This window comes from Clostridium uliginosum (assembly GCF_900112485.1).
Classification (GTDB): Bacteria; Bacillota; Clostridia; order Clostridiales; family Clostridiaceae; genus Clostridium; species Clostridium uliginosum.
In genome coordinates this window covers 36,327-63,298 of the sequence record NZ_FOMG01000013.1, presented here as the reverse complement: position 1 = coordinate 63,298, position 26,972 = coordinate 36,327, and the positions used below count along the sequence as shown (strand labels likewise).

General features: G+C 29.0%; 23 protein-coding genes. 1 reads left to right on the top strand and 22 read right to left on the bottom strand.

Features of this window, described 5'->3' with window-relative positions; all coding sequences use genetic code 11:
* Nucleotides 1-58: 58 nt before the first annotated feature.
* The 19 genes from BM027_RS09975 to BM027_RS09885 all read right to left on the bottom strand — a co-directional run bounded on the left by BM027_RS09975 (nucleotide 59) and on the right by BM027_RS09885 (nucleotide 22,403).
* Nucleotides 59-796: a LuxR family transcriptional regulator gene (locus BM027_RS09975; RefSeq protein ID WP_090091390.1), complete on the bottom strand. Its 738-nt coding sequence runs from the start codon at nucleotides 794-796 to the stop codon at nucleotides 59-61.
* A gap of 419 nt (nucleotides 797-1,215) precedes the next feature.
* Complete coding sequence (locus BM027_RS09970) at nucleotides 1,216-1,560, bottom strand: phenylpyruvate tautomerase MIF-related protein (protein WP_090091388.1); 345 nt, start codon at nucleotides 1,558-1,560, stop codon at nucleotides 1,216-1,218.
* A 212-nt stretch (nucleotides 1,561-1,772) separates the two neighbouring features.
* Entirely contained in the window at nucleotides 1,773-2,810 is a 1,038-nt protein-coding gene (locus BM027_RS09965; protein ID WP_090091386.1) for a protein-glutamate methylesterase/protein-glutamine glutaminase, read from the bottom strand.
* 5 nt (nucleotides 2,811-2,815) lie between these two features.
* Nucleotides 2,816-3,631 (bottom strand): CheR family methyltransferase, encoded by an 816-nt coding sequence (locus BM027_RS09960; RefSeq protein ID WP_090091384.1) that lies wholly within the window; start codon nucleotides 3,629-3,631, stop codon nucleotides 2,816-2,818.
* Nucleotides 3,632-3,763: 132 nt separating this feature from the next.
* A complete protein-coding gene (locus BM027_RS09955) occupies nucleotides 3,764-5,482 on the bottom strand; it encodes a methyl-accepting chemotaxis protein (RefSeq protein WP_090091382.1) in 1,719 nt (572 codons plus the stop codon).
* A gap of 52 nt (nucleotides 5,483-5,534) precedes the next feature.
* The gene (locus BM027_RS09950) at nucleotides 5,535-6,029 is read right to left on the bottom strand and encodes a chemotaxis protein CheW (protein ID WP_090091380.1); all 495 of its coding nucleotides are present in this window, start codon (nucleotides 6,027-6,029) and stop codon (nucleotides 5,535-5,537) included.
* Nucleotides 6,030-6,092: 63 nt separating this feature from the next.
* Entirely contained in the window at nucleotides 6,093-8,135 is a 2,043-nt protein-coding gene (locus BM027_RS09945; RefSeq protein WP_090091378.1) for a chemotaxis protein CheA, read from the bottom strand.
* 28 nt (nucleotides 8,136-8,163) lie between these two features.
* Nucleotides 8,164-8,517, bottom strand: coding sequence for a response regulator (locus tag BM027_RS09940; protein WP_090091376.1), 354 nt, complete (start codon nucleotides 8,515-8,517; stop codon nucleotides 8,164-8,166).
* A gap of 345 nt (nucleotides 8,518-8,862) precedes the next feature.
* Entirely contained in the window at nucleotides 8,863-10,002 is a 1,140-nt protein-coding gene (locus BM027_RS09935; protein WP_090091374.1) for an acyl-CoA dehydrogenase family protein, read from the bottom strand.
* Nucleotides 10,003-10,144: 142 nt separating this feature from the next.
* Nucleotides 10,145-11,704, bottom strand: coding sequence for an acyl CoA:acetate/3-ketoacid CoA transferase (locus BM027_RS09930; protein ID WP_090091373.1), 1,560 nt, complete (start codon nucleotides 11,702-11,704; stop codon nucleotides 10,145-10,147).
* A gap of 120 nt (nucleotides 11,705-11,824) precedes the next feature.
* Nucleotides 11,825-12,601 (bottom strand): short-chain-enoyl-CoA hydratase, encoded by a 777-nt coding sequence (locus tag BM027_RS09925; protein WP_090091372.1) that lies wholly within the window; start codon nucleotides 12,599-12,601, stop codon nucleotides 11,825-11,827.
* Between the two features lie 260 nt (nucleotides 12,602-12,861).
* On the bottom strand, nucleotides 12,862-14,454 hold the full coding sequence (locus tag BM027_RS09920) for a solute:sodium symporter family transporter (protein ID WP_090091371.1): 1,593 nt from the start codon (nucleotides 14,452-14,454) through the stop codon (nucleotides 12,862-12,864).
* 169 nt (nucleotides 14,455-14,623) lie between these two features.
* Entirely contained in the window at nucleotides 14,624-15,517 is an 894-nt protein-coding gene (gene iolE, locus BM027_RS09915) for a myo-inosose-2 dehydratase (RefSeq protein WP_090091370.1), read from the bottom strand.
* Between the two features lie 42 nt (nucleotides 15,518-15,559).
* On the bottom strand, nucleotides 15,560-16,561 hold the full coding sequence (gene iolG / locus BM027_RS09910; RefSeq protein WP_090091369.1) for an inositol 2-dehydrogenase: 1,002 nt from the start codon (nucleotides 16,559-16,561) through the stop codon (nucleotides 15,560-15,562).
* A 74-nt stretch (nucleotides 16,562-16,635) separates the two neighbouring features.
* Nucleotides 16,636-18,558 carry a 3D-(3,5/4)-trihydroxycyclohexane-1,2-dione acylhydrolase (decyclizing) gene (gene iolD, locus BM027_RS09905; protein WP_207647596.1) on the bottom strand — a complete coding sequence of 641 codons (1,923 nt, stop codon included), beginning with the start codon at nucleotides 18,556-18,558 and terminating at the stop codon, nucleotides 16,636-16,638.
* A 19-nt stretch (nucleotides 18,559-18,577) separates the two neighbouring features.
* A complete protein-coding gene (locus BM027_RS09900) occupies nucleotides 18,578-19,348 on the bottom strand; it encodes a 5-deoxy-glucuronate isomerase (RefSeq protein ID WP_090091367.1) in 771 nt (256 codons plus the stop codon).
* A 14-nt stretch (nucleotides 19,349-19,362) separates the two neighbouring features.
* Nucleotides 19,363-20,379 (bottom strand): 5-dehydro-2-deoxygluconokinase, encoded by a 1,017-nt coding sequence (gene iolC, locus BM027_RS09895; RefSeq protein ID WP_090091366.1) that lies wholly within the window; start codon nucleotides 20,377-20,379, stop codon nucleotides 19,363-19,365.
* 17 nt (nucleotides 20,380-20,396) lie between these two features.
* Nucleotides 20,397-21,242 carry a class II fructose-bisphosphate aldolase gene (locus tag BM027_RS09890; RefSeq protein ID WP_090091365.1) on the bottom strand — a complete coding sequence of 282 codons (846 nt, stop codon included), beginning with the start codon at nucleotides 21,240-21,242 and terminating at the stop codon, nucleotides 20,397-20,399.
* A gap of 6 nt (nucleotides 21,243-21,248) precedes the next feature.
* A complete protein-coding gene (locus tag BM027_RS09885; RefSeq protein WP_090091364.1) occupies nucleotides 21,249-22,403 on the bottom strand; it encodes an iron-containing alcohol dehydrogenase in 1,155 nt (384 codons plus the stop codon).
* A 251-nt stretch (nucleotides 22,404-22,654) separates the two neighbouring features.
* On the opposite strand from BM027_RS09885, the gene BM027_RS09880 reads away from it, so the two are divergent.
* Nucleotides 22,655-23,425, top strand: a complete 771-nt coding sequence (locus tag BM027_RS09880) for a DeoR/GlpR family DNA-binding transcription regulator (RefSeq protein WP_090091363.1) — start codon at nucleotides 22,655-22,657, stop codon at nucleotides 23,423-23,425.
* 330 nt (nucleotides 23,426-23,755) lie between these two features.
* Here BM027_RS09880 and BM027_RS09875 read toward each other — a convergent pair whose 3' ends face one another.
* The 3 genes from BM027_RS09875 to BM027_RS09865 all read right to left on the bottom strand — a co-directional run bounded on the left by BM027_RS09875 (nucleotide 23,756) and on the right by BM027_RS09865 (nucleotide 26,827).
* A complete protein-coding gene (locus tag BM027_RS09875; RefSeq protein ID WP_090091362.1) occupies nucleotides 23,756-24,622 on the bottom strand; it encodes a Cof-type HAD-IIB family hydrolase in 867 nt (288 codons plus the stop codon).
* Nucleotides 24,623-25,151: 529 nt separating this feature from the next.
* Nucleotides 25,152-25,793 carry a pentapeptide repeat-containing protein gene (locus tag BM027_RS09870; RefSeq protein ID WP_090091361.1) on the bottom strand — a complete coding sequence of 214 codons (642 nt, stop codon included), beginning with the start codon at nucleotides 25,791-25,793 and terminating at the stop codon, nucleotides 25,152-25,154.
* 101 nt (nucleotides 25,794-25,894) lie between these two features.
* The gene (locus BM027_RS09865; RefSeq protein WP_090091360.1) at nucleotides 25,895-26,827 is read right to left on the bottom strand and encodes a glycyl-radical enzyme activating protein; all 933 of its coding nucleotides are present in this window, start codon (nucleotides 26,825-26,827) and stop codon (nucleotides 25,895-25,897) included.
* Between the last annotated feature and the right edge of the window lie 145 nt (nucleotides 26,828-26,972).

Genomic DNA, 26,972 nt, shown 5'->3' with positions numbered 1-26,972 from the left:
CTATGAGACTAATTTGTCTCCTTGTCTGATGAAAAATATGCATAGCATTTTGGACTTTTTATTTTATTTCATGTGCCTTATTATTTTTACAAAAAATAACCACTTCTAATCTATCCTTCATTTTTAACTTTCTTAAAATATTAGTAACGTGGGTTTTTACAGTTTTTTCACTTATATTTAACTTCACACAAATTTCTTTGTTCGTCATTCCTAAATTAATTAATTTAACAACTTCCATTTCTCTTAAAGTTAATTTCTTATCTAAAAAAAATATTTCTTGATTAAATTCTTCTTTTCTACTATCATCTGAAAAACTTACATTTTTATTACTATCTATAAGATTAAATATATTTTCTAATAACGTTATGATATCGTTTAACTTAGACTCGCTCATTATAGGCATACCTTGAATTATATTGTCCTTTAACAAGTCTTTATTTTCTTCTAAGTAAACACCTCCGCCTAAACAAATAGCAACCAAGTCATTATTTAAAAATATTGGACATGCAAAATATGTGATTTTCATATAGCATGTATATTTAATAGTCTCACTTTTTTCCGAAACACAATCTATTATATGTTGCTTTTCCTGTTTACACCTCACATTATTATTTTTTATAATATAATTGCAAAATAATGAAGAATTAGACCAAACAGTTAAAGGTTTTCCATCTAATGATATCATCCCTAAACTAATATTAAATAAATCTGCATACGAATCCTGAAAAGATTGAATTTTTCTTTTCCCATTTATTTTAACCCACTTTTCACCTTTCAAGCTATTAACTTGCTTCATATTCTAAATCACCTCAACATTTAGGCATATTCAAGACTTACTAAATTATTAAAAAACAACTAAACAATTAACTATACTAATAATACCATATTATGTAAGTATTGCTATAAAAAATAACAAGGAACTGTCTCATAATATAAATCATTTACTGATATGATGTATATTCGAAAAAAAGAAATAGAAATAACATTTGTGGAAGAATCATTGAAAAATAAGCTTAGAGTTTATTCATTTGAAGTTGTTCCATAAATGATTGTCCTAATGCATATTAGGAGCATTCTTTTATGGGTACAACTTTAAATGTTAGAAACTTTTAGCTTGTTTTTCTAGTCTTCTTTAATAAATGTTATTTCTATTTCTTTGCTATTACTTCACTTGGTAATTTTGAGACAACCCCTTGTTATTTTCTTGTATGTGCGTTAAAAATTACTTCCATTCCAACCCCAATTTTCAACTTCTTCATATTTAACATATGTTTTATTTTGAGGTATTTGCAATTCTTCTTCATAAATACTACAGATTTCTCTAGTTAATGTAGCAAAGGCTTCTTTACTTGCCTTTCCAAATACTTTTACTTCTATAAAAGCACCTCTTTCTAACTTTTCTCCACCAAAATAAAGTGAATATTCATCCTCAAATCCAACCATCAAAAACCTTTCACTTTTTCCTGGAATTAATTCTATTGCTTCACCTAATCTTTTCTTTATTGTTTCTTCTTTTTCTTTTGAAAGTTTCACGGTTATTTTAGATCCTATAAATGGCATATAATAATCTCCTTTCTAAATATAATCTTACTCTTACTATCAATTTTATAATATATATGTTGTAATTAAAAAGCTACATATATTTCAAGTGTCTTATGGGTAATTATATGAAGTAATATAATTGCAACCTATATATTTGTGTATTAAGCATCTCCAAATAAATAACTAATCGTATTTAAAACACAACATTAATTAACAAATTACTTTTTGGATTATATTTGTGTTTTTAGAATTAAGCCAATAGTTCTAGGAATATTATCTAAGCTTACTTTTTTCTCAACAGCCCCTATCTCAAAAGCTACTTTAGGCATACCATATACTACACAAGATTGCTCATCTTGGCCAATGGTTCTTGCTCCATTTTTTCTCATATTAAGTAATCCTTTTGCTCCATCATAACCCATTCCAGTTAAGATAACTCCAATAGCATTTTTATTAAGTAGCTTTGCTCCAGAATCAAATAACACATCTACTGAAGGGCAGTGGCCATTAACCTTTTCCCCTTTAAAACACTGGACATAAAACTCGTTGCCTCTAGATTTTAATCTCATATGATAATCCCCTGGAGCTACAAGTACAAGTCCAGGATATAGTTTATCGCCATCTTTTGCTTCTCTCACTTCCATTAAACTAGAATTATTTAGCCTCTCTGCATACAACTTTGTAAACTTTGCAGGCATATGCTGAGCAATTAAAATTGGAGGCATATTACTTGGAAACTTTTTTAATATTTCATAAACTGCTTGAGTTCCACCAGTAGAAGATCCTATTAAAATTACTTTATTATTGTAAGTAGAATCTATATTACTATCAATAATTTTAGAGTTACAATTGTTTTTTAAATTTTCTACTTTTGCAATGGAAGCTATTTTAACCTTAATTATTAACTCATTCAGCATAGCTTCTAATCCATTTATATTGTTCATTTCTGGCTTCATCACAAAATCTATTGCTCCAGCATTAAGTGCTTCAAAAATATTTTTATTTGCTGAACTTATAACAACAACTGGTATAGGATATTGTGGCATTAGCCTTTTTAAAAATTCAATACCATTCATTCTAGGTAGTTCAACATCCAATACCATTACGTCTGGCTCAAATTCGATTATTTTATCTCTAGCAATAAATGGATCTGATGCAGTTGCTACAATCTGAATTCTTCCATCTGATTGTAGCCCTTTTGAAATTACTTCCCTAAATACAAGTGAATCGTCAACTACTAAAACTCTTATCTTTTTGCTTATACTCATAGTATTTATTCCTTTCTATAGATTGCAGGCATAATATATTTATATTTTGTTTTATCATGATTAATAGATTCAGAATATCCTATGAATAGATATCCACCTTGTTCTGTACATTCATAAAATTTATTTATTAAATTATGTTTGGTTTTTTCATTAAAATAAATCATTACATTTCTACAAAATATAACATGAAACTTTTTTTTAAATGGAAATATGTTCTCCATCAAATTAAATTTTCTATATATTACTTCATTCTTTATCCTATCAACAAGAATACTATTTCCATCATCAAATTTTTTAAAATAATTTTTTTTCCACTTTTCAGGTATTGGTTTTACTTGATCATCAGAATAAAGACCTTTACTTGCATAATTTATTACATCACTAGAAATATCTGTAGCTAAAATATTTGTATTCCATTGTTGCTTATTTATTCCCAAATAATCTGCTATTATCATTGCCAATGTATATGGTTCCTCTCCTGTAGAACAACCTGCACTCCAAATACGCAAATCCTTATTTTTAACATTCGAAACTAGATAAGGTAATACAGTTGAATTAAAATAATTAAAGTGATTTATTTCTCGCATAAAGAAAGTATGATTGGTCGTAATTTTATTAATAAGTTCAATCACAGCCTGACCACTTTTATCAGAGATAATATAATTGTAGTACTCTGAAAAATTATTTAGTCCTTTCTTAGAGAGTATATTATGTAACCTTCCTATAATCAAAGATTTTTTTTCTTTACTTAAGCTTATTCCATAATTACACCTAATAAGATCTGTTAGTTGTTTAAATTCTCTATCATTCATTGTAATCATAATTTACACCTATTTTTTATTTAAGGCGCTGTTTTTAAAACATGTTTATACTGTTATATATTGTAAAATATAACAGTATAAACACTATTGTAAAACATAGCCTTATTTAATCATGTTCAAAAAATGGCTAATTTAATATTTACCAAAATCTTTATCGCTTAATGATATTTTAATTTTAGGACTGTTAGTTCTTGTTTCATTCATATCATTCGTATTAGAATATCCTTTATTTTCCGCCATATTTTTTAACATTCTTAAAACTTCTGGACTTAAACTGTCATAATTACTCAAAGCCCCATCAGTTTTTTTAAGAGTAAACTTTCCTACCATCTTCTTTAATATTAGCGCTTGACTGGATAATTCTTCACTGGCTGCGGCACTTTCTTCTGCTGTAGCAGAATTTGTTTGTACTACCTGTGAAACTTGATTTATTCCTTGATTTATTTGTTCAATTGCTGATGCTTGTTCATTTGACGCTATTGCTATTTCTTCAACCAAAGTTGTTGACTTTGTAACACCTTCAACAATTTCATTCAATGCAAACGCAGTTTCATTTGCAATTTTTGTTCCATCTTCTACTTTTTTTATAGAATCTTCTATAAGTGCTGTTGTTTCTTTTGCTGCATTAGCACTTCTAGCTGCTAAATTTCTAACTTCTTCAGCAACTACTGCAAAGCCTTTCCCATGTTGACCTGCCCTAGCTGCTTCTACTGCTGCATTTAATGCTAAAATATTAGTTTGAAATGCAATTTCATCTATTACTTTTATAATTTTAGAAATACTTGTGGATGATTCATTAATTTCTTCCATCGATTCTAACATACCCTGCATTTGTTCATTACCATTAGCTGCATTTTCTTTTGTAGCCGTTGAAAGATTATTAGCCTCATTTGCATTCACTGCATTTTGTCTTGTTTGTGCAGCTATTTCTTCAATTGATGCTGTTAACTGTTCTATTGCACTTGCTTGTTCTGTTGAACCTTCTGAAAGTGCTATGCTTGATTCTGATACCTGCTGAGAAGCTCCAGCAACCTCATTTGAAGAACTATTTATATTACTCATCACTTCATTTATATTGTCACTCATATTTCTAAATGCTAAAGCCAAAATACCAACTTCATCTTTAGTATCTATATCAACTTTTACATTTAAATTTCCCTTAGCAATGCTTTCTGCAATACCCACTAATTTCTTTATTGGTTTGCTAATTATATTTGATATAAATAAACCAAGAGTTACTGAAATTATAATTCCAAGTAAAAGAAATACTGTCATCATTGAAATAGCTCTACTTGTTGTTATTTGGTTGCCGTCAGACTTTTCCTTTGCAGATGCTATTTTCATATCAACTAATTTACTTATTGAATTTTCAATTTTAACTGCCATTGGATTACCTTCAGTTTTAAAAAATGCTATGGCCTCATCATTTTTTCCTTCCATAGCAATATTTATTACTTTTTTTCTTATAGGATCAAATGACACAATTAATTCTCTAAGTACTTTAAGTTCTTCTTTAGTTTCATTATGAGTATTAGTTTTTTCAAATTCATTTAATTGATTATTAATTTCTTTATCTAGATCTTCAATTTTTCTCACAATTTCTTCTTTTTCTTTACTATCCTTTTCGATAATTATTTGTCTTACATTTACCCTTGTACGTTGAAAATCCACAGCCACGTCAGAAATTTCTCCTAATGGAACTGTGTTAAGTTCATATAATTCTGTATCCTTATCATTAATATTTTTCAAACTAATAATCCCTGTAATTCCTATAATTGAAGCAATTATAGCTACTAACATAAATCCTATTAAAAGCTTCATACTGATTTTTAAATTATAAAAAAATTTCATATTAAATCCTCCCTAATTTTAATGTGATAGTTTCTCATTTGTTTTTTCCTAATTAAACTAATCTATTAATGTCATCAACTTCATCGTCATTTAGCAATTTATCACAATTAAGAATTAGTTTTACTTCATCACAAACTTTACCAATGCCACTAATATATCTGTTCTTGTAGGACTTATTTATCTCTGGAGGTGGAACAATATTCCCCTCTGGTATTAATGTTACTTCCGATACGCTGTCAACAATTAGTCCAATTGAAGTATCTTTAATATGTATTACAATAATACACGTTCTATCATTGTAATCTCTTAATTCCTTTTTAAAACGTGCTCGTACATCCATCACTGGAATTATTTTACCCCTTAAATTTATTATTCCTATTATATATTCTGGAAGCTCAGGGATTTCTGTTATAGATTGTATCCCAATAATTTCAGTTACATACTTAATTTCAATACCATAAACTTCTTTTCCCAAAATAAAAGTTAAAAACTTTGATTTTTGCGTATCTTCTTCCAATTCAAATTCTTCTTCAATTAAATTAGACATTATAATTACTCACCTTCCTCTTAGGAATCTTTAACTTGTTGTTTTCTTTCATATGTCTTATTATCAGCTACATATCCCCGCTATATCTAGTATTAAGCTTATATTTCCATCTCCAAGCAATGTACATCCACCTATACCTTTTACTTTTTTAATATATGCAGGAAGTGCTTTAACCACTACTTCTTTTTCGCCTAACAATTCATCGAAAAAAATGCAAAAAGTTTTAGCTCCATTTTCTACTATCATAATAATTCCATCTTGAATTTTTTCAATATTGTTTTTTAATTTATAAAGCTTATGAAGTCTTATTATAGGAAGACACTTGCCCCTAATCATCATCATTTCATTACCATCAGGGTCAATGATCACATCATTTTCTTTAGGTTTAAAACATTCTTTTATAGCTATAGTTGGTACAGTATATCTAGAATTTCCGACCTTAATATTGATACCATCTATAATAGCCATTGTAAGAGGTATTTTAAGTGAAATTGTAGTTCCTTTATTAGGTTCACTATCTATTAATACAGTTCCTCCTACCTTTTGAATATTCCTTAGCACTACATCCATTCCAACTCCCCTACCTGAAAACTCAGTTATTTCTCTATTTGTAGAAAACCCTGGTAGTATTATGAATGAATATATTTCTTTATCTGTTAATTCATTTTCAGGTTTGTTCAAAAGGCCATTTTTTATAGCTTTTTCTAGTATTTTTTTCTTGTCTAATCCTCTACCATTATCTTTTACAATAATCCATACATCTCCACCAGCACTTTTAGCTTCTAACGTTATTCTACTAGGGTCATTCTTGCCTTTGGATATTCTTTCTTCTTTTGACTCTATACCATGGTCAATTGAGTTTCGTATCAAATGCATAAGAGGATCAGCAATATGTTCTATAATATTTTTGTCAACCTCTGTTTCTTCACCAATAATTTGTAATTCAACTTCTTTATTTAGTTTTTTGTTCATGTCTCTAACAATTCTATTCATTTTCTGAAAAGTTAAGCTTAATGGCACCATTCTAATTGACATTACAGTATCTTGAAGTTCACTTGTTATTTTCTTAAGTTGTCTAGATGCTTTATAAAAATTGTTTAATGTTAATCCTTGAAGATCAGTATTTTCAGTAACCATAGCTTCCGATATAACTAATTCACCTACCAAATCCATAAGCTTGTCTAGTTTGTCAACATTAACACTTATAATACTCTGTTTATTGGATTCAAAGTTACCTTCCTTTTCTAGATGCTCACAAGCAGAAATTTTTTTAGTATTTTCAACAATTTCAATCACATCTCCTAATATAATTTCTTTTTTTTCTAATACTTGTTTACATTCTTCTGTATCTTCAGCAATAATTAATTCAAAATCTTTTAAAAATATTGTTTTTTCAAAAAATGATTTTATTTCTTCAAAGTCAGCATCAGATTTAAAAAAGATTTTAAATCCTTCATTTTTAATAATATCTTTACTATCATCATTATCATTAATATCATCAGGAATATATCGTATTTCTTCCGCTTTTTTATTCAGATCACGTATAACTCCAAAAGCTCTTATATTTTCCATTCCACAGTCTTCTTCAAAATAAATATGTGCTTTATAGCACTTATTAATCTTGCAACTTTCAGTAAAGCCCTCTTCAACACAATGATTTTCATTATCACTTTTTGAATCAAGCTCCTGCGTATTATTTGACTCTAATTCAATTAAAAAGTTTTTTATTTCTTCTATAAAACAAGATGGATCCCCATCTGCTTTCTCATTATTCTTCAATTTATTTGTTTCATCTTTAATAAAATCTACACCTTTTAAAACAATATCTGTTAACATTGAATAATCTATTTTATCCGGTTTGTTTTCTCTTAAATAATAAAATAAATCCTCAATAGAATGCGCAAGCATTGCTATATCATCAAATAACATCATGGCAGCTGAGCCCTTAATAGTGTGCATTATTCTAAATATTTCATTTACTGACTTAACTTTAAATTCACTAGATTTTTCACTACTTAGTACACATTGCTCTAATTGTTCTATTAACTGAAGTGTCTCAAAAATAAACATCTCCAACATAGGTTCATTGCTTATATTGTTGCCCAATAAAATCACTCCCAAAAATTAAAAAAACTTATATTTTATTTAATACTTTAAGCAAATGTTCTTCCTTAAATGGTTTAACAATAAAGGTTTTTGCTCCAAGCATTATAGAAGTTTTAACATTATCTTCTTGTCCAACTGCAGATAACATAATAACTTTTGCGTCAGGATCTATTTCTATTATTTTTTGTAATGACTCAATACCCTCCATTTCAGGCATTGTTATATCCATTGTAACTATATCCGGTTTTAATTCTTTGTATTTATCTATAGCAACTCTTCCATTCTCAGCCTCTCCAACAACTTTGAAACCGTTTTTTTCCAACATAGTTCTTAGTGTGACTCTAATAAACATGGAATCATCAACAATTAGTACTTCTTTCATATTCTTCCTCCTCTATTATTCTTTAGTGTATATTATTACAAAAAAATTATAACATATTATTCGAAAATATAGAATAAAAAACATAATTATCATATTATATTATATAATGCTATATAATGGGACATAATATAATGTCGTATCATGTATTATTATGCAATATCGTATTGTGTTTTACAATTTTATGTATGACTATATAGTTCTACATAAAAATAGATACTTTTTATATTAAAAAAGTACCTATTTTTATATAACATAGATATATGTTCAATTAAAGTTTCTACATTGTGTTACTACAGTAGCAAATACTATAATATCTTTAATTTTTGAATATTTTTTTCACTTATCTTATCTAAAGATGCTTCCACTTATAATTAATTTTTGTATTTCGTTTGTACCTTCATATATTTGAGTTATTTTAGCATCTCTCATCATTCTTTCAACATTATATTCTTTCATGTATCCGTTTCCACCTAGCATTTGAACTGCTTCAACTGTTACATGCATAGCTGCATCTGTACAAGCAAGTTTTGCTTTAGCTGCTGAAACAGAATAAGGTTTTCCTTCTTGTTTATCCATTGCAGCTTTGTATAAAATATACTTAGCTTGTTCAATTTCAAGTTCTAATTCTGACATTTTAAATGCTAAATATTGATTTTTCCATAATGGTTTTCCAAATTGTTCTCTTTCCTTCATATATTTTTTAGCAATATCAAATGCTCCTTCAGCTATTCCAAGACCTTGTGCTGCAACTCCTATTCTTCCACCATCTAATGTTTTCATTGCTATCCCAAAACCTTTTCCTTCTTCTCCTACTAAATTTTCAACTGGCACTTTGCAATTTTTAAATACTAATTCTGAAACTTGAGCAGATTTTATACCACATTTGTCTTCTATCTTTCCTATTGAAAAACCTTCAAAAGTTTTTTCAACTATGAAAGCTGATAATCCCTTTGCTCCTTTACTTTTATCAGTTAATGCAAATACTAAAAATGTTTCTGATAAAGGTCCATTAGTAATAAAACATTTTGCACCATTTAATATATAGTAATCTCCAACTCTTTCAGCTGTAGTTATACATCCCCCTGCATCTGAACCAGCATTTGGTTCTGTTAATCCAAAAGAGCCAAATTTCTTTCCTGAAAGTATATCTGGAAGATATTTCTTTTTTTGTTCTTCAGAAGCCGCATTCATTATTCCTCCTGAACAAAGTGAAGTAGTTACTGAATATGAAATACCAACAGAAGCATCTATCTTTGAAATTTCTTCTACTGCCAAAACATAAGATAAATAATCTCCTCCTGTTCCGCCATATTCCTTTGGATATGGAAGTCCTATTAATCCTAGTTCTCCCATTTTTTTATATGCATCAAGTGGAAATTCACTATTTTCATCATTTTCAATCACCCTTTGTTTAAGCTCTGTTTCAGCAAATTGTCTTGCCATATTTCTTATCATTTCTTGTTGTTTTGTTAAATTAAAATCCATTATAAAATTCCTCCTAAATATAAATTATATTTGTATATTTCTAGTTACCTTATCTGTTTTTGACTCAAGATTCTGATGTTTAGGCATATTTTAGAAATTAGCCAGTTAGTATTCTTTTATATTTTATTTAATCTGTATTAGACTAATTTTCTTCTTTCAATCCCATTGGCTTTTCACAGAAAATTCTCTCATCCATTGTCTTGGGCACCCCCTCCATTTTAGGCTTAAAGTCCATTAAATCTAATATATCTTTCTGCAAGTTAATTCCTGGCGCTATTTCAGTAAGATATAATCCATCTTGTTTTAATTTAAATACAGCTCTTTCAGTTACATACATAACATCTTGATTCATTTTCCTTGCATAGTTTCCACTAAATGTTATTTGTTCAACATTATTAATAAACTTCACTACTTTACCTTCTTGTTCAATCTTTAATTTCCCATCACCTATATTTACTTTTAATCCTCCAGCTGTAAATGTTCCACAAAATAATACTTTTTTAGAATTTTGCGTTATATTTATGAATCCTCCACATCCTGCAATACGTGTTCCAAATTTACTTACATTTAAATTTCCTTCTTTATCAACTTGAGCTAGTCCTAAAAAAGCCATATCAACACCACCACCATCGTAAAAATCAAATTGATATGGTTGATCTATAATTGCTTCTGGATTTATACTTGCTCCAAAAGCTGAGCATCCTTGTGGAATTCCACCTATTGGCCCTGCCTCTACAGTTAAAGTCATATATTCACCAATTCCTTCTTCATTAGCAACTAGTGATATCACTTCCGGTATGCCTATCCCTAAATTCACAATAGTATCGGCATTTAATTCCATGGCTGCTCTTCTGGCTATTACTTTTCTTTCATTTAAAGGTGCCTTCTCTACACTATTTAAAGGAATTCTTATATCCCCTGTTAATGCAGCATTAAATTCACATCCAAATGATTGTTCATGTTCTTCTGGTTTTGAAACAACAATTCCATCAACATATATTCCCGGAATTTTTACAAGACGTGGATCAATTGTGCCTGATTCAACTATCTTTTCAACTTGAACTATAACAATTCCACCATTGTTTTTACATGCTTGAGCAATTGATGTATCTTCAAGTGTTGCTACTTCTCTTTCTAATGAAACATTTCCATCTCTATCTGCAAAAGAACCTCTTAAAAAACATATATCGATTGGAAAAGACTTATATAATAATTTTTCTTCACCTTCTATATTTATAAGTTTTACAACATCCTCTGTTGTTTTATCATTTAACTTACCACCACAAATTCTTGGATCTACAAATGTATTTAATCCTACATGTGTTATGGTTCCAACCCTCTTTCCTGCAATATCTCTAAATAATTGAGAAATTGTTCCTTGTGGCAGATTATATGCCTCTATCTTATTTTCAACTGCTAACTTTCCAAGCTTTGGTGCAAGATTCCAATGTCCTGCAACAACTCTTTTAAGTAATCCTTCATGTGCATAATGATCTGAGCCTTTTCCTTTGCCATCGCCTTGACCTGCTGCATGTACTAATGTTATATTTTGAGGATGTCCTGTTTCAAGAAAAAGCTTTTCAATAGACTTATTAAGTGTCTCAGGGGCACTACTTCCTACAAATCCTCCAGTTACTAGTACATCATTGTCTTTAACAAGTTCTGCAGCTTCATAACCTGTTAGAATCTTTACTTTTCTCACTTATATCAGTCCCTTCAAATTAATTAGTTCTACTATGCTTTAGGTACATGAAAGAAAATAATGGACCAAATAGACAAACATACTGGTCTATTATTCTTTTGAATGTGCCTTAATTAATTTTTAACATCCCTTAAAGGAAGATTTTCTCTTTTCAACAAATGCTGTCATTCCTTCTGTCTGATCTTCAGTAGAAAAACATAAACCAAATAAATCTGCCTCAAAAGCATATGCTGATTCTGTGTCCATATTTAATCCATTATTTATAGATGATTTTGCTAAACTTACTGCATATATTCCATTTTTCATTATCTTCTTAGCTAAAGATACTGCTTGTTGCATTAATTCATCTTGCTCATAAACCTTATTAACAAGCCCTATACGATATGCTTCCTGTGCATCTATTTTATCAGTACTAAAAATTAGTTCCTTTGCAATTCCCTTTCCTACTAACCTTGGAAGTCTTTGAGTTCCTGCAAATCCTGGAATTATTCCTAAGCTCACTTCAGGTTGTCCAAATTTTGCATTTGAAGATGCCAACCTTATATCACAAGCCATTGATAATTCGCATCCACCACCTAAAGCATAACCATTTACTGCTGCTATAACAACTTGAGGCATATTTTCGATATTCGAAAATACCTTTTGAGCAAGTATTGCCATCTCTCTTCCTTGAATAGCTGTTTTATTTTTCATTTCAGTTATATCTGCTCCTGCAACAAAAGACTTTTGACCTGAACCAGTTATAATTACAGCATGGATATCTTTTCTCTCTGATATTTCACTTATTACTTCACCTAATTCTTTTAATGTTTGAGTATTTAATGCATTAAGAGCCTTAGGTCTATTTATGCAAATCTTTGCTATACCATTTTCTTCTTCTAAAATAATATTTTCCATTTTAACCTGCCTCCTCTAATTTTTAATTTATTTAATTCTATCTATTAATAGTAAAGTTTTATTTAATATTGTATAAACCGCCCATCAACTACTATTTTAGATTATAGTAAACATGGCATTATAATGTTTATGCATTTTTTAAATTTCATTGATTGACGGTAATAAATTTGTTATTATATAGGTGATAGATATACTTTAAAGTAGTTAATCTATATCAGTAGATTAACTAAATACTTTTTAATATTTATATTTAGTCTTTCTTACCAGGCTCCTATACCTAATGGTGAGAAGACTAAATATAATAAACACATTGTTCCTACCATAATATAAGTTGCTAATTTTGCATGTTTCCAAGGTGTTAAATCTACCACTGATTTATTCTCTTGAACAAAATCAGTCTCCCTAGGATACATTTTTCCAACTATAAGCATAACAATTACACAAGTTGGGAATAAAACTCCTAATACATAAAGAAAATGCACATCTTTTATAATAATTTTTGATAACGTATACAAAACTATATGAATGCAAAATGCAATTTTAGGTGCAATTTGGGGTACTCTCTTAGAATAAAATCCAACGACTACAGCTGCTAAAATTGGAATGTTATAAAATCCAAAACATTCTTGTAAGAATCCATATAATCCTGTAGGTGCATATAATATAAATGGTGCAACACATGTAGCTATTACTGCAATTATTATATTAAATTTTCTTCCAATACGAACCAATTCCTTATCTGTTGATTCCGGTCTTAATAACGGTCTATAAAGATCTAAAGTAAATAATGTAGCTGAACTATTTAAAGCTCCATTAAATGAACTCATAATAGCTCCAAATAATACTGCTGCGAAAAATCCCAATAAAGATTTAGGTAATACATCTATTAGTAATGTTGGATATGCCATATCTGCATTTTGTAATTTAGTTCCATATTTTGCGAAAGCAATAACTCCAGGTAAAACAAGGAAGAATGGTCCTAGTAATTTTAAAAATCCTGCATATATCGCACCCTTTTGTGCTTCTTTTAAGTTCTTAGCACCTAATGCTCTTTGAACAATAGATTGGTTAGTACAGAAATAGAATAAGTTATTAAATAATAATCCTGTCATTAATACAGGCCAAGGAACTAATGGTGAAAGTGCATTAGCTGGATTTATTGAGTTTAATTTTTGAGGATTTGACAATAACACATTAAATCCATCAACAAAATTTCCATGTCCTATAACTATTATTCCAAGTACTGGTACCATTAATCCACCAATTAATAGTCCTAATCCATTAATTGTATCTGATACAGCACATAGCTTTAATCCTCCAGCAACTGCATATACACAGCCTATTGCTGCTATTACAAATCCTGTTATTGCAATTGCTTGAAAATCTGTTATTCCTAATTTGTCTGATATTCCGAATATCTGATTTATAACGATTGCACCTGAATATAATACTGTAGGTATGTACGTTATTACATATCCTAAAAGAAGTAATAATGATACTATTCTTTTTGTTACTGTATCATATCTCTCTTCTAAGAAATCTGGAATAGTTGTAATTCCACTTTTGAAATATTTAGGTAAAAATATTAACGCTAAAATTCCTAAGGATATACAAGCTGTTGCTTCCCAAGCCATTGGTCCCATGTTAGTCATATAGCTTTGTCCATTTAATCCTATTATTTGTTCTGTAGACAAGTTAGTAAGCATTATAGAACTTGCAATAACTACGCCAGATAATCCTCTTCCTGCTAAAAAATAGCCATCTGCTGATTCAGTATTTGAACCTCTAGTTTTATAAAATGATATTGCACCAACTAAAACCACAAAAAATATAAAACTAACTACTGTAAACATCCCTTTTCCCCCTATTACAATATAAATTTTGATTATGGTATATTGAAATGAGATGTACATTATATTTTCTTTATCTTTAAATACTTCAATTATTATAAAATGGAGCACTAATATCTAATTACAAAATATAATGCACATCCTTATAAAATAGAATAATATATGAAATCGATTAAATATTTGCTTTTTCCTTTATATACTTCCTTGCTTTAATTGCGTATTCTAATGGATTTGCTATTTGTGGATCTTGTTCTGCTTCAACAATCATCCAACCTTCATAATTATTTTCATTAAGCATCTTAAATATAGGTTCAAAATCTATGCACCCATCTCCTGGCACTGTGAAAGCTCCTCTTCTTACTCCTTTTAGGAAACTTAACTTTTCAGCTTTAACCTCTTCAACTACTTTTTTTCTTATATCTTTTAAGTGAACATGTTTTATTCTTCTAACGTATTTCTTTAATATACTTAAAGGATCTACTCCTGAATAAACTAGATGTCCTGTATCAAATAGAAGATATACTAGCTTGTCATCAGTTAAACTCATAAGCTTGTCAATTTCTTCTTCTGTTTGAACCCCCGTACCCATATGATGATGGTAAACAACCTTCATATCTTTTTCTAAGGCTAATTTACCAAGTTTATTTAATCCTTCACTTAAAGTCTTCCATTCTTCTTCATTAAAATTATATTTTCCATCAAATATAGGTGTATCTATTTGTCCTTGTATACTATGACCTTGTTCTGATACAACAATAGCCTTTGCTCCCATTGCATGTAAAAAATCTCTGTGCTCTATAAATGCTTTTTCAGTTTCTTCATAAGGTTTTGTTGTTAAAAACGAACTAAACCAAGCACTAGCAATTTCAATATTTCTTAATCCTATGGCCTTTTTTAATACCTCTACATCTCTAGGATATTTATTACCTACTTCTGATCCTGTGAATCCAGCTAAAGCCATTTCACTTACACATTGTTCAAATGTATTTTCTTTTCCTAAATCCGGCATATCATCATTTGTCCATGCTATTGGTGCAATTCCTAATTTTATATTTAAATTCAACATCTAAAGTTCCCCCATTTATACAATTTTTTATTTTTTAAAACTCTATTCTTCTATTTTTACTGGTCTACCTTCTTTTAAAGATTTTGTTGCTGCTAATCCCACAAGTACAGCTCTTAATCCATCAACTCCACTAGCTGGAACTTCTTTATCTTCTTTAATACAATTAAAGAATTGTGTCATTTCATTAATATAAGAGTCCATATATCTTTCTAAGAAAAAGTATTTAGGTTTTTCAGCAATAATTCCGTCTTCTGATGCTATAGTTACAGTAGTATTAGTATCATTATCAGCCTTAACATATCCTTTTGATCCAAATACTTCAATTCGTTGATCATATCCATAAGAAGCTTCTCTACTATTGTCTATAACACCTATAGAGCCATTTTCAAATTTTAAAGATATTATTGCAGTATCTACATCTCCTGCTTTTCCGATTTCTGGATTAATCATACATGCGCCTTGAGTATATACTTCTGTAATTTTGCTTCCACTTAAAAACGTAGCCATATCAAAATCATGAATTGTCATATCTAAAAACATTCCACCTGAAACTTTTACATATTCAATTGGTGGAGCTTGTGGATCTCTTGAAGTTATCTTTATTATATGTGGATCTCCAATTTGTCCATCTTGGATTAATTCTCTAAGTTTATTAAAGTTATGGTCAAAACGTCTGTTGAATCCAACTTGATATTTTACTCCTGCTTTTTTAACTGCTGACAACGTTTTCTTGATCTTTTCAACATCATAGTCTATTGGCTTTTCACAGAATATGTGTTTTCCTTTTTCAGCTGCTTCAATTGATATTTGTGAATGTGTATCAGTTGATGAACATATAATTACAGCATCAATTTCTGGATCATTAAGAATTTCCTTATAATCATCTGTATAGTTTGGGATATTATATTCTTCTGATGCTTTTTTTGCAGAATCTTTAAAAACATCAGCAACTGTTTTTATTTGTACCCCTTCTATTGAACCTTGAATTGATTTTGAATGAATTCTACCTATTCTTCCTGCACCTATTACTCCTACATTAATCATTTTAATTTCCACCCTTCATATATCTTATGTAGCATACGCTAAACAGATTAATTTAAAATATTTATATATAAACATTAATATTTTCTAGCATTTTTAAGTTGTTTTTGGCTATTTTCAAAAGCTTCTTTAACAGATTCTGTATTTGACACTTCAGCAAGACCTACATGCCACCAAGAATCATATCCATCAGTCATTGTCTTTGGCAATACTTTAATATCAATTAAAGTAGAAACTATTTGCTTCTTTGCATCAATTAATGCTTCCTTTAATTCTTCTAAGTTTTTAGCTGTATATGTCTTTAAACCATATCCAGAAGCTGCTTTTGCGAAATCAATTGGTATTAAATCACCATCCATTTTTTTTGTTTCATCATTTCTATATCTAAATTCTGTAGCTAAATTACCTATACCACTAGACATTTGTAAATTATTAATACATCCAAATCCACAATTATCAAATAATAATACATTTATCTTTTTATGTTCTTGAATTGATGTTATAAGTTCTGAATGTAACATCAAATAACTTCCATCACCTACTATTGAATATACCTCTTTTGTAGGTTCTGCTAATTTAGCTCCTAAACTTGCAGCTATTTCATATCCCATACATGAATATCCATATTCCATGTGATATGAATTTATTGAATCTGTCTCCCACATTCTTTGTAGATCTCCCGGTAAACTTCCAGCAGCACCTACAATTATTGCATCATCATCAATTACTTCTCTTATTAATCCTAAAGCAGAGGTTTGAGTTATAACTCCATTTGTTAATTCCTTAAATTCCTCAACACTTTTTTCATTTCTATATTTTATAATTGGAGTAAAATTATCTCCATATTTTATATTAACTAACCTATTCATTTCTTCTTTCCATGCTTGTTTTGCATCTTTTATTTCTTCTTTATATGATGAAATATAATTTTCTCTTGTAAGAAGCTCATTTAAATGATTTATGCAAACTTTTGCATCTCCAACTATTTTGTAAGCATCTAATTTGCTTGCATGAAACCTAGATAAATTTATCGTAACAAATTCAACATTTGGATTTTTAAATAAAGCTTTTGATGAAGTAGTAAAATCTGAAAATCTTGTTCCTATTCCAATTACTAAATCAGCATCTTTAGCTATTGTATTTGATGCTAAATTACCAGTTACCCCTATTCCACCTAAATTCATTGGATGACTTGCTTTTAGTGAACTTTTTCCGGCTTGCGTTTCCCCAATTGGAATATTAAATTTTTCTGCAAAATCTGCTAATACTTCTCCAGCTTCAGAATATCTCACTCCACCGCCACAAATAATTATAGGTTTCTTTTTATTTTTAATTAAATTTACACATTCTTCAAATTCTTCTTCTGCTGCAAATTGCCTTGTAATTTTATGCACACGCTTTTTAAAGAAATATTCTGGGAATTCAAAACATTCTCCTTGAACATCTTGTGGTAAAGCTATACATACTGCACCTGTATCTACTGGATCTGTTAATACTCTCATTGCATTAACCATTGCAGACATTAATTGATCTGGTCTATTAATTCTATCCCAATATTTACAGATTGACTTAAATACATCATTAGTTGTTATTCCCATATTGTAAGATTGTTCAATTTGTTGCAAGACTGGATCTGGTTGTCTACTTGCAAATGAATCTCCCGGAAACATAAGTAATGGAATATTATTTACTGTAGCTGTTGCTGCCGCTGTAACCATATTAGCAGCTCCAGGACCTATTGATGTTGAACAAGCTATAATTTTTCTTCTATTATTTTGTTTAGCAAAAGCTGTTGCAACATGTGCCATACCTTGTTCATTTCTTCCTTGATAAACTTTTAAATTTCCCGGATTTTCGTCAAGAGCTTGTCCAAGACCTACAACTATCCCATGACCAAAGATAGTAAATATGCCATCAATGAATCTTTCTTCTTTTCCATCAAATGAAACATATTGATTATTTAAAAATTTTACTAATGCTTGAGCTGTAGTCATTATCATCGTTCTTATTCACCTCACCTTATTTTTCTTTTAATAACCATTCATGTGCTTCCTCATAAGTTCTTGTTGCATTCCAAGGATTTCCTTCTAAATGTCTTATCATCCAACAATAATACATTCTGTATCCTGGTGCTGTTGATTGTGGATGTACTAAGCCTCCCGGTATAGCTGCACAGCTGCCATCTATTACCTTGTATGCATTATCTCCGATGAAGCATGCTCCAAAACCTTGTGGTTTATCAAATTTATAGTAATATACTTCTGGTTGCGGATGATGATGTGGTACATAGCTTGACCATCTTCCTGGGTATGATATTATTTCACCCATTACCATATTAGAATATGGAGCATTGCTATAATCAAATATAGTTTTTATTTGACGAGCTGCTGTTGAATCCCATATATCTACTGACGATACTTCTGTTATCACATCTTCTGGAGTATATAATTTTGATGTAAATTTCTTTTCATTATCAGTTGCTTGTATAAGTAATTCACTACTTCTTAAGGCAGTAATTTTTATCGCCTTATCTTTACATACATGTAAACAATATGGATTTTCTTCAAAAACATTTTTTCTTTCTATAATTTTACTTTCATTTTCCCAATTAATTTTAATCTTTCCTTCGATTAATAAAACTGCTATTTCTTTAAACTCTTCATGTAACTCTATTTCCTTATCTTTTTCTAATTTTCTTATAGAAATATCCATTAACATTCCCTTATTGATTCCATCAATACTAGAAATTACTTTTAGTCCCTCATTTGAAAATTTAATATCATCTACCATTATTTTTTCCTCCCTTATGACCTAGCAATCATATCTCCATATTGCTCTTTTTCTTCCTTTATAAATTCATTAACCGCTTCTACAGTTGGCATATCATTTGAGCAACTATGACTAGCTACTAACATTGCTGCTGATGCACTTCCAAATTCTAGTGCATCCATAATATCCCAATTTTCTAGCATTCCATATATAAATGCTGATGCATAAGCATCCCCACCGCCGAATGATTTAAGCAATTTAACTAGAAATGGCTTTATTTTAAATGATTTTCCATCATTAGTATAAGCTGTAGATCCTTCTTTTCCATGTTTAATCACAACTAACTTATTTCCAAAACTTAACCATCTCTTAGCTGTTTCTTCATCACTACTATCCTTTGCAATTAAATGTTCCATTAAATCAAATTCTTCTCTTGATCCCATAAGAATATCGCTTTGTTTTCCAACTATTGAATAATAGATAGCTATTTCATCTTTATTCTTCCAATTGTATTTTCTATAATCTACATCAAAAATTACAACTGTATTGTTCTTTTTTGCTAACTCTAGTGCTTTTAAAGACGCTTCTCTTGATGGACTTTGAGCTAATGCTGTTCCTGATATTACTATAGCCTTAGCGTTTTTAATATATTGTTCATCTATTTCATCAACATCTAATGCTAAATCTGCAATTTCATTTCTATACATTAAGATACTGCTATCTGTTGGACTTGCTATTTCAGTAAATGTTAATCCTAATGATTCTCCATTTTGTGCATATTTTATTTGTGAAGTATCTATACCTTCATTTTTAAAGTAATTAACTACAAATTCTCCAAATTGGTCTTTTGATACTTTACCAATGAATCCAACCTTTTTTCCTAATCTTGAAAGTCCAACTGCTATATTAGCGGGTGACCCTCCTAAATATTTTTTAAAAGTACTACTTTCTGAAAGTGGCTTATTGATATCAACTGGATTAAAATCAATTGCAACTCTTCCTATTGGAACTATATCCAATTTTCTTGTTTTATCAAATTCAATATACTTCATGGTTACTTTTAACCTCCTTATGCTTTGTTTTTGCTTCCAAAAATTTCTATATGTTTTTTTACATTTTCATATGCAGCTTGTATTTCTGCTTCATGTAACATAAAATAGTCATATTCTTTTAATGAATTATTTAATTCTTGTACACCTTCCTTTACTTTATTAAATGTTGCAGTTGCAATATTTATTTTTCTAATTCCTGTTGTAGCACATTTTTTAAAATCGTTTTCATTAATTCCAGAACCGCCATGTAATACTAATGGAACTTCTAAATTATCATTTAACTTTGATAAAACATCAAAACGTAACTTAGGTTCTCCTTTATATACCCCATGTGCATTACCAATTGCTACTGCAAGTGCATCTACATTTGTAGCTTCAAAGAATTTTTTAGCATTTTCTAATCTAGTAACTTTTATATCTATATCCTTGCTTCCATCTTCACTTCCTCCAACTTGACCAATTTCCGCTTCAATTGAAGCACCATATGATTTAGTAAGCTCTTTTACTTTATTAGTTATTTTGATATTTTCATTAATATTTAAGTGTGACCCATCTATCATCACTGATGTGAATCCTAAGTCTAGAGCTTTTTCTATATTTTCTATGGTTTGTCCATGGTCAAAGTGTACTGCTACTGGAACATTAGCTTTTTCAGCAGCTTTTATCATCATAGGTCCAATAAGATGTAATGGAGAATGATTTAATCTAACTTCAGCTACTTGTAATATAATTGGAGATTTTAATTCTTCTGCTGCTTTTATAGCTCCAATTACCATTTCCATATTGGCTACACTGAAACTTCCAACTGCATAATTCCCTTTACGTGCCTCTTTTAAAAGAGATTTCATATTAATTAATGGCATGTCTTATTACCTCCAAAGTGATTTATATATTTCAACAATATCATCATGTGTAATATTCTTAATTGTATTATTTGGACTTCCACTTTCAAGTGCATCACTAGCCATTTTATCTAGATTATTAAAGAATTTATCTTTATCTACCCCATATTCCTCTAAGCTAGGTATTTGTAATTGTTTACATAGATGACTTACTTCTTCAACAAATTTTTTAGCAGCTATTTCATCTGATACAGCATCACTCACTATGTTTATTTTTCTTGCAAGATTTGCAAATCTACTATAAGTTCCATCTAATACAAATGTAAAACATTCTTTTAATAACATTGCATTTGATAATCCATGTGCTACATGGAATAGTGCTCCTATAGGCCTACTCATGCCATGAACTATTGTAACTGATGAATTATTAAAAGCTATTCCTCCTTCTAGAGCTGCGATAGCCATTTGATTCCTTGCATCTTCATTGCTTGGCTCATTAAAAGCTATAGGCAAAGATTTGAATATTCTCTTTATTGCTGATAACGCAAATGTATCAGAAAGTGGTTGAGATTTTTTAGACGTATATGCTTCTATTGCATGTGTTAATGCATCTAATCCTGTTGCTGCTGTTATTTTTGCTGGCACTGTCATTGTAAATCTTGGATCTACAATTGCCAGTGTTGGCATTAATGAACTTCCTTTTATAAGCATTTTCACATCAGTTTCAGTATCCGAAATAATAGTGAATTGAGTAGCTTCTGATCCTGTACCTGCAGTTGTTGGTATTGCAACTATTGGTGATATTTTATTATTTATTTGCTTACCCATATAATCTGCTATCTTGCCTTCATTACTTACCATCATTGCAATTGCCTTAGCTGAATCTATAGGACTTCCTCCTCCCACAGCTATAAGAAAATCGCATTGATTACCTTTATATAATTCTACCCCATCTTTTATCATTACATCTGTAGGCTCACCATTGATTTCATGATAAATGCTATACTTAATTTTTTCTTTATTTAAAATATTAACTACATTATCTATATTTCCCAATTGAACCATTACATCGTCTGTAACAATTAAAGCCTTACTACCAATTTTTTTTAAATACTCTATACTTTTCTCTAATGAATTTTTTCCACTTAAAATCTTACTTGGCACTATAAACTCATTTGACATTGTTCTCCTCCTTTTTTGGTTAACTTTTGATTAAGTTTTTGTTATCTTATGGTTTTATTATAGGTATCTTATTATGAGATGTCAATAGTCTATATGAATTTATTGTAATATTTTTTGGTTATAATATCATTTTTGAGTATTTGTTGGTATAATTATGATAATGTCTTTGACTTTTATTTTCTTTAGTTATAATATTTAATTAATAAATACTTAACTTATAATAATTGAATTTCAGAAAGGAGGAAATTTTAATGCGTTCAAAGAGAATTGATTTATTAGAAGACTATATATATAAATACAAGACCATATCACTTGATAAATTATGTGAAGAATTCAAGATGTCAAAAAATACAATTCGTAGAGATGTAAATGTGTTAATTAATAAAGGCGTAATTAAAAAAGTATATGGTGGTGTTACCATAAATTCTAAAAGTGAATTACTTTCATTTGAAGAAAGAAATATTCAAAACAATAATGCCAAATTGTCTATTGCAGAAAAAGCAGCTCAATTTATAGAAGATGGGGATTCTATATTTGTAGATTCAGGAACTACTACTTTAAATATAATTGATTATTTAAAAGATAAAAAAAATATCACTTTATTCACAAATAGTATTAATGCTATTTTAAAAGCTATACCTTATGATAATATCGATATAGTATGTTTATCAGGAAGATTTAGTAGAAAAACCTCTTCATTTACAGGACTAAGTGCTGCTGAAATATTATCATCTTATAATTTAAATAAATGCTTTATGGCCTGTACTGGACTTTCATTAGAAAATGGTCTTACTCATTCATCTCCTGATGAATTTAAAATTAAAAAAGTAGCTATTTCTAGAAGTACTAAATGCTTTTTACTAGCAGATGATTCAAAATTTGGCGTTGTTGCCTTAATGACTTTTGGTAATTTAAAAGACTTAAATTACGTTATTACAAATTCTTATCCATCAAGTAAATATATTGATTATTTTAATAATTATAATATTGAACTTATAATTTCAGATGAAGTAAGTGAATAGTATAAGACAAGTTTTTACTCTAATTTCTAATTAACCACATCTTATAAAGTTATAATATTAAATTTTTATCTTATTTTTAAGCTCTGTTTTAATATAGTATTTAAATTAAATGTAAAATTAGAGGATGGATTAATCTATCCTCTAATTCTTACTATATTAAAAGTGAATTTTAAGTTATATATTCTAAAAATTATTGTTCATTTAGATTTATTCAATATCTCTAGCATCTATCTATATGTTAATCCTATAAATAATAAATTATATTAATAAGAACAAATGTATCTTAATTTTTTTCTTAAAAATACTACATAAATAAAAGAATACCTAAAATTATTTTTGTTGTTCTATTACTTTATAAATTGCTTTTGCAACTCCATTATTTGCATTTGTATCTGTTATGTACTTTGCTATTTTTTTTATTTCTGGAATTGCATTTCCCATAGCTACAGATTCTGTGAATTCAGTGAACATAGAATAATCATTAAAACTATCTCCAAGAACCAATACTTCATCCTTGTTTATACCCATTTTATGTGCAACTTTAGCTAATATAATTCCTTTTTGTGCTCTCACATCTGTAATCTCTATATTGTCTATAAAAGAAGATGAAACTGCTAAACCCTCTATGTCCCCTAATATTTTCTTCATTTTATTTATAGTTTCTATATCTTTATGAAAAGCTACGAATTTTCTTACTTCTATATCACTATTAAAAAATTCATCTATATTCTTAACATATTTAAGTTGAATAAAATATGGTTGTTTTTTAGCTAATTCTATAGCTTCCTCTAACGTTAAATTCGGATCAAAAGATTGAGTTCTATATGCTACTTCCTTTAATGCTTCTTCTTTACTTTCAATGGTGTATACCCCTTTGTTAGTAAATATTCGTGCTGTTAACTTTGCTTCCTTCATTATATCTATAATTTTTCTTGCAGTACTTTTTTCTATGTTAATTGTTTCAACAATATTTCCATTTTCATCTCTGTACTCAGCGCCATTCATAAGTACACATTGACATCTTATATTATTGTTCTTGAGAAGTGTCTCTACACTGCTATACTCTCGTCCTGTTGAAATAACAAAAGTAATTCCAGCCTCCCCTGCCTTATTTATAGAAGCTATGCTTTCTTCACTTATTTCATGCTTTTCATTTAATAGTGTTCCATCCATATCGGATGCAATAACTTTTATCATGTTAATCCTCCCTTAATATATCTCATGTAACGTATTTTACACCTATATTTCTTAATATTACATTTTAAAATTACACTTTCTATATTACATATTATCACAAAATTCCTGTCGTAAAAAAGTAATTAATAACTATATTAGTCTATTTTATGCATACTTTGTAAGACAAAGTTGACTAATAGCACCCACTATCAGTCAACTCCATCTCCTCATCTTTCAAAAAAAGGGCTGTCTCAGAATTACCAAGTGAACTACTAGCAAAGAAATAGAAATGACATTTATTAAAGAAGACTAGAAAAATGTTATTTCTATTTCTTTTTTTGAATATACATCATATCATTAAATAATTTATATTATAAGACAGCCCTTTTTTACATGCCTTATAATTTTACCATTAGAAGTAAAATTAAAAAAAGATGATTACTGCAATAACAGATACCATCTTTTAAATGTTTTATAGTTCTTAATATTAATATCCAAAAAAACAATAAGTCAGTATGTTAGTCTATCTCGTTATTTTCTTTCATGTGACCTATTTAATATTTTGCATAAGTCTAATTATATAACTTAGTGTATGAAAATCTCTATCTATCTCAGATTTAATCATATTTAATCCTTTGATTAAATATTCTTCATCAAAGTTCTCTAATAAAATCATTAAAGTTAGTGTGTTAATATCTCCATCTTTTGTATCAAAAATTCTTGACTTTTTTATGTATATATTATCCATTACGTTTATAGTAGCATCTCTTAATTCATCACTAATCTCAAGTTGTGGCATCTCATCAAAAATTCTGATATTAGTATCTTCTACATCTAAATTTCTAATTTTATCTATATCAGTTGCTACAAATACAGTATTTTTAAATTCTGCATCTTTAAAGTCAGCTCCATTTAAATTTACACCTTCAAATATAGTATTTTCAAATATAGCATTTTTAAATTTACTTCCTTTTAAATTTGTTCCAATAAATTCTGCTCCCTTAAAAGTACATTTCATAAAACTACATCTTTTAAAGTGTGCTCCTCTAAAACTTGCATAATCAAAATTTGAAGTTGAAAAATCACAATTGTAACAATTACTTCTCTTAAGATTTTTATACATAAAATTCTTATCTTTTTTATCTGTGTTATTATAATTAAAACTTTCTGGTGCACTTCGATTTATAGCCATTTCTACCTCCATGTAAAATGTTATTTCATAGTTCATTTTACATATTATATATAATTATAATAAAAGTCAACCTATACCTTTTTTAAAACATAGTATATTATTTAATGTGCTCCAACATTACACTTTAATCCTAAGTCTTCTACTATCTCCTTTAGTTCTAACATAAATTCATCACTAGGAGTATTAAGTTCATTTTTCATCTTATAATCTTTTCCTATACATTCATACTTGTTTACACCAAGCTTATGATAAGGCAAAAGATTTACTTCATTTACTTTTTTTAAACATCTTGCAAATTCAGCTATATGTTTTATACTTTCACTGTCTGCATTAAAACCTGGAATTACTGGTACTCTGATTATAATATCTACACCAAGTTCTGAAATTTTCTTAGCATTTTCTAATATAATTTCATTACTTTTTCCTATGTACTCTAAATGTTTAGCTGAATCTGTAGTTTTAATGTCTAGAAGAACTAAATCAACCCAAGGCATTATTTCATCTACTACATCTTTACTTGAATATCCAGTAGTTTCTATTGTAGTATGTAACCCCATAGCTTTGCATGCTTTTAATAATTCTAAAGCAAACTTAGGTTGCATTAATGGCTCTCCTCCTGATAAAGTAACGCCACCATTTGAATGTCTAAATTGAATAGAGTCTTTTTTTACTTCTTCAATAACCTTGTTTACTGACATTTCTTCTCCTGACATAACAAGTGCTCCTGGATAACAACTTTCTATGCATTCTCCGCAATTTATGCATTTATCCCTATCTATTCTGCAATCTAGATTAAAATCAATAGCATGTATTTTGCAACTTTCTCCACATTTATGGCAACCTGTACAATTTTTAATATTAAACATTACTTCTTTATATGTATTTTGAGATTCTGGATTACTACACCAGCGACAAGATAATGGGCAGCCTTTTAAAAATACTATAGTTCTCACGCCTGGTCCATCATTTACAGAAAATCTTTGTATGTTAAAAATAATTCCTTTTTCATTATAATTAATTTCATCCTTTAGCATAGCTTCACCCTTCTCCCTTTAAAATTAATATATTTTACATAAAATAAATAACTAGTCAAAGAGTCTTAGGATTTTTTGAACTAGACAAGAAAGTGAATGCAGTTAATAATACTGTTATTAGCTACATTGGTTGACGCCATATAGT